The organism is Streptococcus oralis Uo5 (genome assembly GCF_000253155.1).
Classification (GTDB): domain Bacteria; phylum Bacillota; class Bacilli; order Lactobacillales; family Streptococcaceae; genus Streptococcus; species Streptococcus oralis_L.
The window spans coordinates 1502385-1517541 of record NC_015291.1; the positions used below are offsets into that span (position 1 = coordinate 1502385).

Consider the following 15157-nt stretch of genomic DNA (forward strand, 5'->3'; position numbering starts at 1 on the left):
TTCTTATTTATTTAGCATAATCTACTGCACGGAGTTCGCGAATCACGGTTACCTTGATATTTCCTGGGTAATCGAGATTGTTTTCAATTTTCTCACGAACTTTGTGAGCCAAGATTGTGACTTTGTCGTCCTTGATTTGTCCTGGATTAACCATGATACGGATTTCACGACCTGCTTGAAGGGCAAAGCTATTTTGCACTCCTTCAAAGCCATTGGCGATTTCTTCCAAATCATGGAGACGCTTGATGTAGCTTTCAAGAGATTCACTACGAGCACCTGGACGCGCTGCACTCAAGGCATCTGCTGCAGCAACGATCACTGCAATGACGCTTTCAGCTTCGACATCGCCGTGGTGGCTAGCAATGGTATTCACCACAACTGGGTGTTCCTTGTACTTACGAGCCAATTCCGTACCAATCTCAACGTGGCTACCTTCAACCTCGCGGTCAATAGCTTTCCCGATATCGTGAAGGAATCCAGCACGACGGGCAAGAGCTGCATTTTCACCAAGTTCGCTGGCGATGATACCAGATAGCTTAGCAACCTCAATTGAATGACGCAAGACATTTTGTCCATAAGAAGTACGGAACTGCAAACGTCCCATGATCTTCATCAAGTCTGGATGAAGGTTTGGCGCACCAATCTCATAGGCAGCAGCCTCACCGTATTCACGGATTTTATTGTCAATCTCCTGACGGTTTTTCTCCACCAACTCCTCGATACGAGCTGGGTGGATACGGCCATCCTTGAGCAACATTTCCATGGTCATACGAGCAATTTCACGACGAATCGGATCAAATCCTGACAAGGTCACCACTTCCGGTGTATCGTCAATAATCACATCGACCCCTGTCAAACTTTCAAAGGTACGAATATTGCGACCTTCGCGTCCGATAATGCGTCCCTTCATGGTATCATCTGGTAGGTGAACTGTCGAGTTTGTTGACTCTGCTACATAGTCACCAGCGATACGTTGCATAGCCTGAACCAAGATATCTTTCGCAATCTTGTCTGAACGTTCCTTCACCTCTTGCTCTGCCTCACGAATGCGGCTAGCAATTTCCTTGGTCAAGTTTTCCTCTGTCTGAGCCAAGATAATATCTCGAGCCTCAGTTTGGGAAAGGGAGCCGATACGTTCAAGTTCAGCTTCTTTTTGTCTTTCGACTTCCTCTAATTGCTCTTCACGTGCATCAAGGTTTTTTGCTCTATCAGAAATACTTTGTTCTTTTTGTTCAAGTGTTTTTTCTTTGTTCGTCAAATTGTCGTCCTTACGGTCAAGGCTCGTAGCTCTCTCCGTCAAACGACTTTCAATTTGCTTGAGCTCCTGACGTTCTGACTTAAATTCAGCGTCCACTTCTTCACGGTATTTTCTGGCTTCCTCTTTGGCCTCCAATAGTGCTTCTTTTTTAAGAGACTTGCTTTCGCTCTTGGCTTCATTTAGTAATAAATCCGCTTCGCGCTCAGCTTGTCCTCGTAAATTAGTTGCTTCTTGTTCAGCATTTAGAAGCATCAACTCTGCAGCCTCTTGAGATGATTTCATCTTAGCTGAGATGCTGACATATCCAATGACTAAACCAATGATGACGGCAAAAACAGCAATCGCAATGGTCATGATTTCCATGTTTTTACCTCATTAAATTTGTTTATTGAATGACATACATTCCTTAATATTCTATCATAAAAAAGGAATTTAAACAAACCTAATTTAAATAGTTTCTATATCTTTTTCGAGGATCTTTTTCGAAAAATTCTTTTGCTTTTTTATATTCTAATTTTTCGCAACGATATCCTTTGGAAATTTCAAATTCAAGATCGATATTTTGGTTATATTCATATCCCAAGGTTCTTAACTCTTCTATCTCCGAACCTTTTTTCCACAAAAAATATAACAATCTTTTAAAATAACGCATCTTTCTTTTAATATTTTTAATAACATTTTCCGAGTAAGTACTAGAATATTTCTCTTTTAGAATCACTTTATCAATCTTATACTGATAAAGCTCACTCTCCAAGATATTATACAGATATTCCATATCTAAATTTATTGGTTTATCCTCAAAATATTTCACAAGTGACATAAGTACACTCTCTGTTTCCTCGCGACCATTCATCCAATTGATGATGTAGTCTGCTTTCTCATTATCAGTTATATTTGAAAGTTCTTCTAATGACTTCTGGAACTCTCTTAAACTTGGTTTTTTAACTTTTGAATTATTATTTTTATCTTCTAAAACTCTCTCATCTATATCTACATAATAAATTTTATAAATTAGCGATAAAATTTTTCCAAGATCATCATCTCTCAATTTACTCTTTTTCAAGATGTTATCTATAACTTCTTCTGTAGATGCCATTCGATTTTGGTTTAGCTTAAATTTACTATCAATGAGATTTTTCTTTGTTGATTTTATTTCCTCACTATTTAAAATTACAATAATTTTAAACCTTTTATTCTCAGAAAGATAGTCAATATAACCCAATAAATCATTGTAATCTGAAGGGCTATCTGATGTTTCTGCATATGAAATCCGTTCAAAATCATCAAAAATAATGATAGAATCTCGCTTCATCAAATCCGTTCCAACTGTTTTAAAGAACCATTTAAAAACTCCTCCAACAAGTGGAATAAAGTCCAAATTTCCGAGTATGGATTGTTTTTCTATTTCATTAATCAATATTTTCTCGGCTTGCTCTCTTGTTTTTATCCCAAAGCAGGAAATATAGTAGATTTCTTTCTTTTTATAAATTTGATTTTCAAAAAACGTCTTTATAAAAAATGTTTTCCCACTCCCCCAAGAACCATCCAACCAGAAGACATTATGAATAGAATCTGAACTATTTAAAAACTCCACCAGATGAGTTTGATAAGGATAGTCATCCAAGTCATATTCTGGAAATAGCTCTGGGTTTAGTTTCTTATAACTAACTTTTTTAAATATTATGTCTAAAAACCAGAACAGTATTGTTGGTATAGTCAGTGCTAACAATATTATTACACGATTCACATACAAAATTGAAATAATATCTTTTAAAAAATTATAATTAGACACAAATTTATAAATAGGTAAAGCAAAGCGTTTAAATTGTTCAATCTCAAGTGCAAGATACAGTACCCATATACTAGCTATAAATATTTTGTACCACTCAACGACTCTAACATTACTACTCCATGATGGCCTTTGAAATGGATATTTCAGTAGCTGTTTAAAATTCAGAAAAAAATTAAGAATCCTCGTCATTATATTTTTCATATATACCCCTTTTAATCCATATTATCATGATTATACCACAAAATAAGAGTTATTAAGCGGATTCAAGGGGCAAGAACTTAGTTATTATACTAAAATTTTTCACTGGATTTTTAACTTAGGAAATCTGTAATTTTCCAAAAAATTTCATCTTAAATCTATCAAATAAAATCCCTAAAATAAAAAAGCCTACCCTTCAGTAGACTTAGTAATGATCTTTGAAGGACAAGAAAGCCACGCTATCCCCAACTATCATATAAATCAAGCGATTTTCTGCATCAATGCGCCGTGACCAGGCTCCTTGATAATCATACTTGAGCGGTTCTGGTTTCCCCATTCCTACAAAAGGATCGCGTTGAATATCTTTGATTAATTTATTGATTCTTTTTAATGTCTTCTTATCTTGGTTTTGCCAATAGCAATAATCTGCCCAGGCATCTTCTGTAAACTTGAGCAGCATTTCTCACTCCTCAATCACATGTACCTGAGTGCTTCCAGCACGAACTTGAGCCATTCCTCGCAAGACCTTGTCAGAAAGTTCCTTATTTTGAGCGATTCTCAGGGTTTCCTGAATACTGTCCCATTCGCTCTTTGAAAGGACTACAATATCCTCATCTGGATTTTTATTGACCACCGTCAAAGGCTCAAATTCATCGTTTACCTTCTTCATGTAGTCCTTTAAATGATTTCGGAATGTTGAGTAAAGAACTGCTTCCATAACCATACCTCGTTTTACCTCTTTTCCACTATTATACACGAAAAGAAAAAAATTGTCAGGAACTTGTACAAAATTTTCTTTTCCATCTATTTATACTCAATGAAAATCAAAGAGCAAACTAGGAAACTAGCCGCAGGCTGTACTTGAGTACGGCAAGGCGACGTTGACGCGGTTTGAATTTGATTTTCGAAGAGTATTATTCGTAAAAAATCTCAAAAAGCCTACCTCCCAGTAGACTTAGTTTGTTTCTATGCTAATCGGCACTCGACCAAAATTCTGCTCTGCTATACTTGGATTCCCTAGTCGGTAAATCTGGTCTGCTTTTTGGGTCATGGCATCCCAAGGTTCTTTACCGATTCGGCTGACTAATTGGACTTGGGCTTTCAGAGACTTTAGATGCTGTCTGCCTTTTTCGGTAAATCCTAGGACATGGATGCCCTTTGGCAAGTCACTTTCTCTGGCCTGCACCAGGATATAGGTCAAGAGGCGTCTGACACGAGCCTTGGTGTAGCGTTTGGTAACAATCGCCTCGACCAATTCGTCAACAGATTGGGCTGTTTTAATAGCCTCTTTGATGCGCACAGCCATTTCTTGATTGACCTGATAGATGGTCGTTAGGTCAGTATTTGACAAGATTTGATAGCGGAGCAAGGGAAAATAGTCATCCCAGCTCACCTTACAGGCCTGCTCAAAGAGGGTAACAGAGGGCATAAAGCGTTCTAAGAAATCTTTGTCTCTCTGGTGCTGACGAAGGGCTGTTGCAGAGGCAAAATCCACCTCCTTGTCCACAGAATGATAACCCGCTCCCTGACGCTGAATCGGCTCAAGCTTGATGTTTCGTCCTGCAACCGCCTTGGCATAGGCCAAAGCTAGAACATGATTGGGGGTATGGCCTGAAAAATCAAGACCTGCAAATTCCTTCCACATGGTTTGAGTTTTCTGGGGATAAGAGAGAGAATCAGGCAGATTTTCCACAAATTTCTCCATCTCAGTACCTTGCTCTGTGTATAAGTCAGCAATTTTCTGATAATCCAGAACTTCCTCTGTCCCGAAAGCTATGCTATCAATACCTAACCGCACCAAGATATCCACAGCCCCTTGACCGAAGAAATCTGCCGCCTGAACACTGACTAAAAAGGGCAATTCCACTACCAGATCTGCTCCATTTTCAAGCGCCATCTGAGCCCGTGTCCACTTGTCCACGATAGCAGGCTCTCCACGCTGCATGAAATTCCCAGACATGGCAACGATTTTCAGTCCCTTCGTCTGCTCAAGCAGGTATTTGTGGCCATTATGAAAAGGATTAAACTCCGCGATAATACCTGTGATGGTCATAATGTTCTCCCATTCTAATGACGAAATCTACGATACCGCTCAGGCAATCTTCCTCTCCAGTTAAGCCATTGTTTTTCTCCCACTGGAAGGATTTCTGCCAGTTGTTCATTACTATAATTTTTTTGTAACTCAGGATAAGCTATCAACATAGTTGGCCTATGGCATCCAGCAACTGTCATTGGCCATGTTCCATACATCAGCATATGTCGGATATCATCCTCCGATTTTATTTCATTTACTAACATATCAAAAAGTTTCTTAGACATATCGTAAACGACTAACTCTGAAAATACGGTTCCTTCTTCCTGAACATAGAAGTATTGCCCATCTTTCTCCCAAAGCGTTCCATTTTGACGAATACGATTAAACTGCGAAACTTCTTCCCAAGAATATTTTGATCGAACCATATCCATCTCCTACTTCTGCGCGACAAAAAACCAACGGGTGCTGGTTTCTGTCGGCGCCTTGTCCTCAAAGTCCGCATAGAGTTTGAAAGACTTGAAGCCGGCCTGTTCCAGCAAGATATCATAGGTCAAGACTTCATATGTACGCTCCTCATGCACTTCATCGTGGCGACTAAAGGAACCTTCCGCCTCCTTGATAAAGAAAGTCAACTCATGCACGATGGAGTGAGGAGCTTCGTCCTCATAGGTGTCCCAAAGCATGGCAAAATCTTCCGCATTTTCATGATAAGAATAGCCTGGAAAAACCTCATCCGTCTGGTAGGTCGAATGCACGTCAAAGATAAAGACTCCGTCTTCATTGAGGGCATTATACACTTCCTTAAAGACGTCTCCTACCTCCACCTCATCCTGCATGTAGCAGATAGAGTCCGAATAACACGTGACAAAGTCGTACTGACCTGCCTTGGATAAATCCAGCATATTTCCCTCTATAAAATCAATCTTTTGCTTGGCTGAAGCCGCTCTCTTCTCAGCAATCTTCAACATATCCGCGCTCAAATCAAGTCCAGTTACATCAAAGCCTGCTTGAGAGAAGCGCACCGATTGAATTCCTGTCCCACAAGCCAATTCCAAGAGTTTCTTTCTCTCCTTGGTCTTAGGTAAGTGACGCAGAGAAAAATCCGTCCATTTATCGTATAAACTATCATCCATGACCGCATCATAAACAGCCGCAAAGGTTTCATAAGTTGCCATAATCATGATACCAAGTCCGCCCGTAATCGGAATGAAAATTAGGAGCTTGGACTTAGGATCCTGATCCAAGCCAAAGCTATCTATTTTCCGACGATTACAGGACGGGTTCAAATCCTTTCTAAGATACAAAGAGCGTTAAAGGCAAGGAGAAAATAGGAAACTTTCTGCTGTATCGTCAGATACAGAGGAAAGTTACTCTTTTTCTCGCATCTTTTAGCTCGTGTTCAGTTTCGAGATGAACAAAACACAACGCTCTCGCCTTTCCATCAATTTCTTTTAAAATAAGCAAAGAAACCCAGTTGACTACAACTGAGTTCATCTCCTATGCCAAGGCTTCTGAAATGTCTACTGAATCCGCCTCATGCCATAGTTTTTCCAAGTTATAGTGGGCACGCATTTCTTCTGAAAAGATATGCACAACGACACCACCTAAGTCTAGCAAGACCCAGCCTCCTGCTGCATCGCCTTCGACATGGCTACCTTTAACACCAGCTTCGGCTACTTTTTCACGGATATTTTCAGCGATTGCGTCCAACTGACGGCTATTCATCGAGCTAGTGATAACAAAGTAGTCCGTCACGCTGGTCAAATCTTGTACGTCAAGTGCGAGGATATCCTCCGCACGTTTCTCATCAGCCGCTTTCACGACTAGTTCTAGTAATTCTTTTTCCTTCATTTAGTCCTCTTTCAAATAGTGCACAAAGGTGTTATAGGTTTCAAGGGTTTGGGGATAGATAGGCAATCCCTTATGAGCCAAATGCTCCACAGTTCGTGCCGTTTCATAGGCCACTGCCTTATTAAGTGACAAACTTGCAATTTCACGTGCCATATCCACACCTGGAAAGGCGCGGTTATGCTCGATATAATCTGCAACGTAGACAACCTTGTCCAGGTCTGTCATCTGACTAGCACCGACTGTATGGATTTCAATAGCTCGCAGGATTTCAGGGTTTTGCAAGTTCAAATCTTCCTTGATTTTGTATATACCAACCATGCCATGCCAGACATTATTGCCCCAATTTTTGAGGTCAGGGTCTAATTGGTAACGGCCAATCAAGTCTAGAAATTCCTGATCTGACAACTTTTTAGCATAGTCATGAAGGAGACCTGCTAGACCTGCTTTCTCACTATCCACACCAAAGCGCTGAGCCAGTTCTATAGCTGCGCGCTCCACACCCAAACAATGGGTTAAACGTTTTTCAGGCAGAAGCTCTGCCATTTTTTCCAACAAAGCCTCACGGGAGCAGTTGATATAGTCTTGGTATGCCATCAGTAAAGCCCCTCCTTCTCGATGTAGTCTAGCACTGGCTGAGGTAGGAGAAAGTTAGGTTTCCGACCTTGGGCAAGGAAGTCACGCACCATGCTGGACGAGATGTCCATGAGAGGTACATCCACCCAGATAACTGGATAGGAAGTCCCTGCCTTGTAGCGTGGGCGCTGAACCCCCACAAACTGAACCATATCAACCAGTTCATCAATCCGATACCACTTGGGCAGGTAGTCCACCATATCCGCACCAATAATGAAGTAATAATCCGTATCTGGATGTTGCTCTGTCAAAATCTTCATGGTGTCATAGGTGTAGGAAATACCCTTACGCTCTAACTCAATGGTTTCAATGTCCAGACCTTCAATCCCCTCAATCGCCAATTCAAGCATCTTGAGACGGTGGTGTTCAGGGATGGTTTCTTTTTTGTCTACATGAGGTGGCTGATATTCAGGCATGAGCAGGACCTGGTCCAGTCCTAACTGTTGTCGTACTTGGTCCGCTACAACAAGATGAGCATGGTGAACAGGGTTAAAATTCCCCCCTAAAATCCCGACTTGTTTGCGTTTTTTCTCCTTGATTTCTGGCTCCAACTCTACCTTGGTAAAGGGAGTCAATAATTCGATTGCCATAGGCTCGTCTTCCTTTAATTCTCTGTAAAAACAGTTGTTTGGAGTAGATGTTTAGATTTCTTTGACTTTTTTAGAAATCTTGCGATTTTCTTTCTTGCTGGATTGTTTAAACAAGATCAAGATGCGTCCGATTTTTTGGACCGTATCCACACCGATTTCTTCTTCCAAGATTTCAGCTACTTCGTGGATGTTTTCATCTGTGTTTTGCAAGAGAGTGACTTTAATCAATTCACGTGCGTCAAGAGCCTGACGGACGCTGGTTTTGATTTGGTCGTTGAGACCATTTTTTCCAATTTGGATGATGGGTTTGAGGGTGTGTGCCTGGCTGTTGAGGAAGGCACGTTGTTTTGATGTTAATGACATGATTTGTTTAAAAGAGTTTCTTTTTATACTTTTCTGAAGTGGTGACGGACGTCAGCAAAGTCCTTTGGACTTTCATGACTAAAATTTGAGCCTAAGGTCTCAAATTTTCCGCAGTTGGTACAATCACTTGTACCAACTGACACCACAGCGAAAAGTATTCTCCATGGGGCTCGCAATGCTCGCCTTAATAAAGACAACCCTTTCCTTTCTGTGTTTAAATTATTGCTTTTCGTGTGACGACGGCGACGCCTTCTGGTGCCCAGACGGCGACTTTTGCGCTTCCTGTTACACGAATCCAGCCGAGTCCTGAGATGACTAGGTCTGTTTTGTCCTTGATGGTAAATACATGCTGGACTAGTTTTGGAAAGTCTTCTTTTTCCTTGCTATTTGGTGGCGTGAGGAGGGTTCCGAGGTGCTTGTTGTAGAAGGCACTAGCGCCTTCAAGCTTAGTACGGTGGAGTTTGAGTTCATTATCAAAGAAGGCTGTGAATCCTTGCTTTTCTCCTGAAATGAAGTCAAATCGTCCGAGTCCACCTAGAAACAGGGTTTGCTCAGGGTTAAGCTGGTAGGTTTTGGGCTTGATTTCCTTTTTAGGGCTTACATACTTGAGGTTTTTAGCCGTCAAGTAGTGGGCCATCTGGTGGCGGTGGATAATCCCGGGTGTATCGTAAATATAAGCTCCGTCGTCAAGCGGAATCTCAATCTTGTCCAAGGTTGTCCCTGGAAAGCGTGAAGTCGTGATGACATCTTGGTCACCCGTTATTTCTTGAATAATGGCATTGATGAGAGTTGACTTTCCAACGTTGGTCACACCGACTACATAGACATCACGGCCCTTTCGGTAGTGCTCGATTTTGTCAATGACTTCCTTAATGGCATGCTTGTTTTGGGCTGAAGTTAAGACGACATCAACAGGACGAAGACCTTCCTCGTGGGCACGTTCCATGAGCCATTGGCTAATCTTGCCCGGTTTAACAGACTTGGGCAGGATATCTTTTTTATTTCCAACCAAGAGGACATCATTGCCCGATACAAAGCGTGGCAAGCCTGGGATGACAGAACCATTAAAGTCAAAGATGTCAATGACATTGACCACCAAGGCATCACTGTCTCCTACCTCGTGCAAGAGTTTGAGAAAATCATCGTCCGTCAACTGAACATCTGTGATTTCATTGTAATGACGGAGACGGAAACAGCGTTGGCAATAGACTTCGCCTGTCTCCAACCCTTTTTCGAGTGCCGACTGGGGCGTAAATCCAAGACCAGCCTTATCTGTCGTCTGAATGGTTGCTCCACAACCAATACAGAGAATTTCTTCCATAGTTAGATTCCTTTTTTATATGTAATCGGTCCGTACTTTTCAGTAATTTGCTTCATGACACGGCGCTCGCGAGCTCGGTTAATCTGCGTCTTGATAGAGTCGTGTTGGACCAAGGGTTTGACCAAAATTGAGCGAATGCCTGCACGATGGGCTGCCCGAATATCCGTCATGAGCTGGTCGCCGACCATGACCACTTCATTTTTCTCATAGTGGAATTCCTTCATGGCACGGTCAATCCCAAATGTGAAGGGTTTCAAGGCCCAATAAACATAATCAATTCCAAATTTCTCAACTGCGCGTTGAACTCGTTTTTTGGTATTATTTGATACCACGATGATGCGAATACCTGCATCCCGAAGGTCATGTAGCCACTGTTTCATCTCTGGCGTCCCATCAGGGTTGTTCCAAGCAATGAGGGTATTGTCCAAATCAACCAAAACAGCCTTGATACCATGCGCTTGCAGGCTTGGGACTGTCAGATCATAGACTGCTTCCACAGCAAAATCTGGCATATAGTTTTCAATCGCCATCCTGGCTCCTTTTCTTAACTTTTTTTCGCAATTTTTCTCAAAATCAATGATAAAACCAGCCATAAGACCGCACTAGCCAAGCTGATGTAGACCCAAGCATAGGGCTCGTCTGTGAAGGGGAGGGGAACATTCATCCCGAAAAAACCCGTCACTACTGCCAAGACTGCTAGTAAAACTGAAATAATGGTCAAGGTTGTCAAGTTATCATTCAGGTTATTATTCAAAATGTTGTTGTAAGAGGCTGATAGTTGCTGCAGAACTTGAGAAATCAAATCGGTCATCGAAACCAGCTGATGAGCCTCAATCATGGCATCATCAAACTGTTCTCTCTCAACTTCGTTAAATCTGCGATAAAGGGCATGTCCTTGGATATGTTCTAGCAACATGCGATTCTGCTTGGCAGCCGCTGTCAGATAGACCATACCAGTCTCCAAGTCGGAAAGGGCAAAGAGGTTTTTCTTGGTCGTTCGCTGACGCAAGAGTCCATTGACCTCATCCTTACTCTTATCCATCTGTTCGATGACAGGATAGTAGGCATTGCTTATGATTTCCAGACTAGCAAAGAGAAATTTGTAAATAGAAAGCATATCATGACTCTCTAAATAGCGTGTCATCTGTTCAATCACATAGGCATTTTTCTTATTGCTAATCGTAATCAAGCGATGATGTTCTACGATAAAGGTCATGGGAAAGGCTTCATAGTATTCCTTGTCCTTTTTCAAATCCAATACATTGTAGATAAAGGTGACGGTTCCACTTTCGCGGTGATAGTCCATGTGGGCACGCTCATTTCTATCCAGTGCGTATTCGATGGTTTCCTTGTCCAATCCATAGATTTCAGAGAGATCTTCTAGTTTTTTCAATTTTCCCAAATCTAGGTTAATCCAAGTGTATCCATTGCCCAACTGCTTTTCTACAAACATATTTTCTCCTTTACCAAACTCTTTCTATTGTACCACAAATCTGCCAAAATAGCAGACCTACTCTGTGCGAGAAAAGTTGCTGACAACAGTGATATTTCGGTTGGGAACAAAGTGAAGAGCTTGATCGTCACCTCGCAGTTGGGTCGTACGAATCCCTACGCTAACGACCTTGCCAGACACGGTAATCGGTCCATTTGTGAGAACCACTTCGTCGCCCACATCGAGCTGGCGTTCAAAGAGGATGAAAAAGCCATTGATGACATCGGATAGAAAGCCTTGCGCCCCCATACCAATGGCCACCCCAGCAATCCCTGCACCAGCAAGGAGACTAGAAACCGGCAAACCTAAAATAGACAGGATACAGTAGAGCAAAAAGAAATAAAGAATGTAGTTAAAGACATTCTCTAGCAAACGCGAGATGGTCTTTTGCCTTCCTGCATCTCGATTTGAAAATTTAAGTGAGGGCTTGACAATCTTTCGGACAGTCGCATGAAGCATCTTTTTAGCTATATAAAATAGTAAAAACAAAATCAAAAGAGAAATCACCTTGGTCAAGAGATTCTCGAAAATAGTTGTTAAGTCAAGTCTATCAAAATAGCGTTGAAAAAAATCTTGCATATAAAACTCCTTTTTCCTATTATACCATAAAATCGTCCTTCTCTTTTCTTTCATAATTATTCAATTATCGGCCCTTTTTTCAAAATATCACTTGCCTCTATAGCATATTTATACTATAATTATAAACAATACATTTGAAGGAGACTGCTATGAAACGAATCATTAGAGCCTGGACCAAGGCAAGCCTCATCAAACGAATCCTTATTGGAATGATTTTTGGAGCAACATTGGGGATGCTCTTTCCAAACCTTACAGGAATTGGTCTGCTTGGAGATCTCTTTGTAGGCGGACTGAAAGCCATCGCTCCTATTCTAGTTTTTTCTCTTGTTGCCAATGCTCTTTCCCAGCACCAAAAGGGACAAAACACCAATATGAAGACGGTTATTTTCCTATACTTGCTCGGAACCTTTGCTGCTGCATTGGTAGCCGTTCTAGCTAGTTTCTTACTGCCTGTGCAAATCACCCTGACCAGTGCAAATACTGAAGTTGCTGCTCCTGACGGCATCGGTCAAGTCCTCAGCAACCTCTTGCTCAAACTGGTGGACAATCCCTTGAATGCCATTGTTGAAGCCAATTATATCGGAATTCTCTCTTGGGCAGTCGTCTTTGGTCTGGCTATGAGAGAGGCAAGTAAACATAGTAAAGAATTGCTGAAAACCATGGCGGATGTCACCTCTAAAATCGTGGAATGGATTATCAACCTAGCTCCCTTTGGAATTTTAGGCTTGGTGTTCAAGACCATCTCTGACAAGGGCATTGCCAGTCTAGCCAACTATGGGATGCTGCTGGGACTCTTGATTGCTACCATGGCTTTTGTAGCTCTCATCGTCAACCCTCTCATCGCCTTTCTCTTTATAAGGAAAAATCCCTATCCCCTTGTTTTGAAATGCCTACGTGTCAGTGGAATTACAGCCTTCTTCACTCGTAGCTCTGCCGCCAATATCCCTGTCAATATGAAACTCTGCCAAGACTTGGGACTGAATCCTGACACCTACTCTGTCTCCATCCCGCTTGGTTCAACCATCAATATGGCTGGTGCTGCCGTTACCATAAATGTCCTGACCCTGGCTGCTGTCAATACACTCGGAATCTCGGTAGACTTTGGGACAGCATTTGTGCTCAGTGTCGTGGCTGCCATTTCTGCCTGCGGTGCTTCCGGGATTGCTGGAGGATCCCTTCTCCTCATTCCTGTCGCTTGTAGCCTCTTTGGGATTTCCAACGACTTGGCTATGCAGGTTGTCGGAGTCGGTTTTGTGATTGGGGTTGTGCAAGACTCCTGTGAAACAGCCCTGAATTCTTCAACAGATGTCCTCTTTACAGCGGTTGCCGAGTATGCTACAAACCGAAAACTTCGTCCCTAGTCTCTGATTCCTCGTTAAACACTTGATTCTATTAGTTTAGGAAATTTTCATGTCCCTCACTCAACGTACGACCAAACTGGTCTTAGCGACCTGCCTCGCTTGTTTTCTCGCTTATTTTTTAGATTTATCATCAGCAGTTTCAGCTGGAATCATCGCTCTCTTAAGCCTCTCCGACACACGCAGAAGCACGCTGAAATTAGCACGTAACCGCCTCTTTTCCATGCTCCTAGCGCTCGCTATCGGTGTTCTAGCCTTTCAGCTGACAGGCTTTCACATCTGGAGTTTGGGCCTCTATCTGGCTCTCTATGTCCCTCTTGCTTATAAAATGGGTTGGGAAATCGGCATCACCCCTAGCAGTGTCTTGGTCGGTCATCTCTTGGTACAGGAGTCTACCTCTCCAGAACTCTTGCTTAATGAAGTACTCCTCTTTCTCATCGGGACAAGCTTTGCTCTATTGGTCAACCTTTATATGCCCTCTCGTGAGAAAGCCATCCAAAGCTACCACCTTCAGGTCGAAGAAAAGTTAAAAGACATCCTGCTTCGTTTTAAATACTATCTGTCAAGAGGAGACGGGCGCAACCAAGCCCAACTCGTTGACCAATTAGACAAGCTCCTTGATGAGGCCCTCAAACTGGTCTACCTGGATCACTCGGACCACCTCTTTCACCAGACGGACTACCACATCCACTACTTTGAGATGAGACAGCGACAAAGTCGTATCCTGCGAAATATGGCCCAGCAGATCAATACCTGTCACCTGGCCGCAAGTGAGAGTTTGATCTTGGCCCAGCTCTTTTCAAAGATTGCTGCCCAGCTAAGCCAGACCAATCCTGCTCATGACCTACTTGATGACATCGAACGCTATCTGCAAGTCTTCCGCAATCGGAATCTCCCTAAAACACGTGAGGAGTTTGAAACCCGTGCCACCCTCTTGCAGCTACTACGCGAAGCCGAAACCTTTATCCAAGTCAAGGTCGATTTTTACCAGAAATATGGAAACTAGAACGCAAAGAACCTCAGAGGAAGTCCTCTGAGGTTCTTTTGTTTTGGATTTGGGAGGACAGCTTGTTTGACCATTCTCCTTTGAATCATCAAGATAGGGATATTTTCTGGAAAACATGAATACCTAACACGGCTAGCCATACTTAAAAAATCACATACTATTTCATCAGTAAGATTAACTTTCGTAACAATCCAAGCTAGAAGACTTTATACTTTTCTCCCGCATAACCGCAAGGGATATAGCCTGCTTGATATAAAGCATACAAATCATCATAAAATGTTGACTCAGCTTGGGGAACCTCTTTTTTAATGGTCAGGTACCTAGCTATGCCAATGATATCAAATAGAATCTGATCTTTCATGGATGCTACCAGTTTACCTTCCCCGATCAAGTTATCTAATCGTGCTTCAATTTCAGGAATTATTTCCTCTTTTGCGCTAATTCCCAGTGAGTTCCAGTGCTTATGAATATCACTATGATTTTTAAAAATATAAACACTAAAATCACCACCTTTCTCTAACACAAAATTCTCCCATTTTAAACTATTAATATTCTTCTCCGCTTCTTGCAGTTTCTTTATCTGTTTGATGGGAACAGTCGTTTCTCTGCTTTTCTTTAAAAAGGGGAGTGAAATCAAACTTTTAATAACGTCATCATTTATTTTCATAAATAACCTCTATT

Annotated in this window: 18 protein-coding genes; 2 read left to right on the forward strand and 16 right to left on the reverse strand. The window is 41.9% G+C overall.

Features of this window, described 5'->3' with window-relative positions; all coding sequences use genetic code 11:
• Nucleotides 1-7: 7 nt before the first annotated feature.
• The 15 genes from SOR_RS07560 to SOR_RS07635 all read right to left on the reverse strand — a co-directional run bounded on the left by SOR_RS07560 (nucleotide 8) and on the right by SOR_RS07635 (nucleotide 12112).
• A complete protein-coding gene (locus tag SOR_RS07560) occupies nucleotides 8-1621 on the reverse strand; it encodes a ribonuclease Y (RefSeq protein WP_000404951.1) in 1614 nt (537 codons plus the stop codon).
• Between the two features lie 79 nt (nucleotides 1622-1700).
• Nucleotides 1701-3251, reverse strand: coding sequence for a P-loop NTPase fold protein (locus SOR_RS07565; protein WP_000789930.1), 1551 nt, complete (start codon nucleotides 3249-3251; stop codon nucleotides 1701-1703).
• 202 nt (nucleotides 3252-3453) lie between these two features.
• The gene (locus tag SOR_RS07570) at nucleotides 3454-3708 is read right to left on the reverse strand and encodes a Txe/YoeB family addiction module toxin (protein ID WP_000924724.1); all 255 of its coding nucleotides are present in this window, start codon (nucleotides 3706-3708) and stop codon (nucleotides 3454-3456) included.
• 3 nt (nucleotides 3709-3711) lie between these two features.
• The gene (locus SOR_RS07575) at nucleotides 3712-3966 is read right to left on the reverse strand and encodes a type II toxin-antitoxin system Phd/YefM family antitoxin (protein ID WP_000388572.1); all 255 of its coding nucleotides are present in this window, start codon (nucleotides 3964-3966) and stop codon (nucleotides 3712-3714) included.
• Nucleotides 3967-4203: 237 nt separating this feature from the next.
• A complete protein-coding gene (locus SOR_RS07580) occupies nucleotides 4204-5301 on the reverse strand; it encodes a nucleotidyltransferase (protein ID WP_000156389.1) in 1098 nt (365 codons plus the stop codon).
• Between the two features lie 14 nt (nucleotides 5302-5315).
• Entirely contained in the window at nucleotides 5316-5708 is a 393-nt protein-coding gene (locus SOR_RS07585) for a hypothetical protein (protein ID WP_000252453.1), read from the reverse strand.
• Nucleotides 5709-5717: 9 nt separating this feature from the next.
• Nucleotides 5718-6458, reverse strand: coding sequence for a class I SAM-dependent DNA methyltransferase (locus SOR_RS07590; RefSeq protein ID WP_041170873.1), 741 nt, complete (start codon nucleotides 6456-6458; stop codon nucleotides 5718-5720).
• Nucleotides 6459-6780: 322 nt separating this feature from the next.
• Nucleotides 6781-7134 (reverse strand): ribosome silencing factor, encoded by a 354-nt coding sequence (gene rsfS / locus SOR_RS07600; RefSeq protein WP_000659561.1) that lies wholly within the window; start codon nucleotides 7132-7134, stop codon nucleotides 6781-6783.
• On the reverse strand, nucleotides 7135-7728 hold the full coding sequence (yqeK, locus tag SOR_RS07605) for a bis(5'-nucleosyl)-tetraphosphatase (symmetrical) YqeK (protein WP_000331225.1): 594 nt from the start codon (nucleotides 7726-7728) through the stop codon (nucleotides 7135-7137).
• The gene (locus SOR_RS07610) at nucleotides 7728-8357 is read right to left on the reverse strand and encodes a nicotinate-nucleotide adenylyltransferase (RefSeq protein WP_000963699.1); all 630 of its coding nucleotides are present in this window, start codon (nucleotides 8355-8357) and stop codon (nucleotides 7728-7730) included. The genes yqeK and SOR_RS07610 overlap by 1 nt, the downstream gene beginning before the upstream one ends.
• A 51-nt stretch (nucleotides 8358-8408) precedes the next feature.
• Nucleotides 8409-8720, reverse strand: a complete 312-nt coding sequence (yhbY, locus tag SOR_RS07615) for a ribosome assembly RNA-binding protein YhbY (protein ID WP_000060169.1) — start codon at nucleotides 8718-8720, stop codon at nucleotides 8409-8411.
• A 214-nt stretch (nucleotides 8721-8934) separates the two neighbouring features.
• Nucleotides 8935-10041 (reverse strand): ribosome biogenesis GTPase YqeH, encoded by a 1107-nt coding sequence (gene yqeH, locus SOR_RS07620; RefSeq protein ID WP_000391180.1) that lies wholly within the window; start codon nucleotides 10039-10041, stop codon nucleotides 8935-8937.
• Nucleotides 10042-10043: 2 nt separating this feature from the next.
• Entirely contained in the window at nucleotides 10044-10571 is a 528-nt protein-coding gene (locus tag SOR_RS07625) for a YqeG family HAD IIIA-type phosphatase (RefSeq protein ID WP_000963731.1), read from the reverse strand.
• A 14-nt stretch (nucleotides 10572-10585) separates the two neighbouring features.
• A complete protein-coding gene (locus SOR_RS07630; protein WP_000497411.1) occupies nucleotides 10586-11494 on the reverse strand; it encodes a magnesium transporter CorA family protein in 909 nt (302 codons plus the stop codon).
• 57 nt (nucleotides 11495-11551) lie between these two features.
• On the reverse strand, nucleotides 11552-12112 hold the full coding sequence (locus SOR_RS07635) for a mechanosensitive ion channel family protein (protein ID WP_001150574.1): 561 nt from the start codon (nucleotides 12110-12112) through the stop codon (nucleotides 11552-11554).
• Nucleotides 12113-12261: 149 nt separating this feature from the next.
• Here SOR_RS07635 and sstT point away from each other — a divergent pair, with 149 nt between their 5' ends.
• Both sstT and SOR_RS07645 read left to right on the forward strand, forming a co-directional pair.
• Nucleotides 12262-13473 (forward strand): serine/threonine transporter SstT, encoded by a 1212-nt coding sequence (gene sstT / locus SOR_RS07640; protein ID WP_000821320.1) that lies wholly within the window; start codon nucleotides 12262-12264, stop codon nucleotides 13471-13473.
• Nucleotides 13474-13522: 49 nt separating this feature from the next.
• Nucleotides 13523-14476, forward strand: a complete 954-nt coding sequence (locus tag SOR_RS07645; protein WP_000060060.1) for an aromatic acid exporter family protein — start codon at nucleotides 13523-13525, stop codon at nucleotides 14474-14476.
• A 196-nt stretch (nucleotides 14477-14672) separates the two neighbouring features.
• Here the strand turns inward: SOR_RS07645 and SOR_RS07650 are convergent, their stop codons facing one another.
• A complete protein-coding gene (locus SOR_RS07650; protein WP_000700051.1) occupies nucleotides 14673-15143 on the reverse strand; it encodes a hypothetical protein in 471 nt (156 codons plus the stop codon).
• Nucleotides 15144-15157: the final 14 nt, after the last annotated feature.

What these genes read in the sequence shown, in the direction of transcription:
- yqeH (WP_000391180.1), bottom strand. Translation starts at nt 10,041, where the DNA reads ATGGAAGAAATTCTCTGTATTGGTTGTGGAGCAACCATTCAGACGACA.
- SOR_RS07635 (WP_001150574.1), bottom strand. Translation starts at nt 12,112, where the DNA reads ATGCAAGATTTTTTTCAACGCTATTTTGATAGACTTGACTTAACAACT.
- SOR_RS07650 (WP_000700051.1), bottom strand. Translation starts at nt 15,143, where the DNA reads ATGAAAATAAATGATGACGTTATTAAAAGTTTGATTTCACTCCCCTTT.
- yhbY (WP_000060169.1), bottom strand. Translation starts at nt 8,720, where the DNA reads ATGTCATTAACATCAAAACAACGTGCCTTCCTCAACAGCCAGGCACAC.
- SOR_RS07625 (WP_000963731.1), bottom strand. Translation starts at nt 10,571, where the DNA reads ATGGCGATTGAAAACTATATGCCAGATTTTGCTGTGGAAGCAGTCTAT.
- SOR_RS07560 (WP_000404951.1), bottom strand. Translation starts at nt 1,621, where the DNA reads ATGGAAATCATGACCATTGCGATTGCTGTTTTTGCCGTCATCATTGGT.
- rsfS (WP_000659561.1), bottom strand. Translation starts at nt 7,134, where the DNA reads ATGAAGGAAAAAGAATTACTAGAACTAGTCGTGAAAGCGGCTGATGAG.
- SOR_RS07645 (WP_000060060.1), top strand. Translation starts at nt 13,523, where the DNA reads ATGTCCCTCACTCAACGTACGACCAAACTGGTCTTAGCGACCTGCCTC.
- SOR_RS07565 (WP_000789930.1), bottom strand. Translation starts at nt 3,251, where the DNA reads ATGAAAAATATAATGACGAGGATTCTTAATTTTTTTCTGAATTTTAAA.
- yqeK (WP_000331225.1), bottom strand. Translation starts at nt 7,728, where the DNA reads ATGGCATACCAAGACTATATCAACTGCTCCCGTGAGGCTTTGTTGGAA.
- SOR_RS07580 (WP_000156389.1), bottom strand. Translation starts at nt 5,301, where the DNA reads ATGACCATCACAGGTATTATCGCGGAGTTTAATCCTTTTCATAATGGC.
- SOR_RS07590 (WP_041170873.1), bottom strand. Translation starts at nt 6,458, where the DNA reads ATGGCAACTTATGAAACCTTTGCGGCTGTTTATGATGCGGTCATGGAT.
- SOR_RS07585 (WP_000252453.1), bottom strand. Translation starts at nt 5,708, where the DNA reads ATGGTTCGATCAAAATATTCTTGGGAAGAAGTTTCGCAGTTTAATCGT.
- SOR_RS07570 (WP_000924724.1), bottom strand. Translation starts at nt 3,708, where the DNA reads ATGCTGCTCAAGTTTACAGAAGATGCCTGGGCAGATTATTGCTATTGG.
- SOR_RS07630 (WP_000497411.1), bottom strand. Translation starts at nt 11,494, where the DNA reads ATGTTTGTAGAAAAGCAGTTGGGCAATGGATACACTTGGATTAACCTA.
- sstT (WP_000821320.1), top strand. Translation starts at nt 12,262, where the DNA reads ATGAAACGAATCATTAGAGCCTGGACCAAGGCAAGCCTCATCAAACGA.
- SOR_RS07575 (WP_000388572.1), bottom strand. Translation starts at nt 3,966, where the DNA reads ATGGAAGCAGTTCTTTACTCAACATTCCGAAATCATTTAAAGGACTAC.
- SOR_RS07610 (WP_000963699.1), bottom strand. Translation starts at nt 8,357, where the DNA reads ATGGCAATCGAATTATTGACTCCCTTTACCAAGGTAGAGTTGGAGCCA.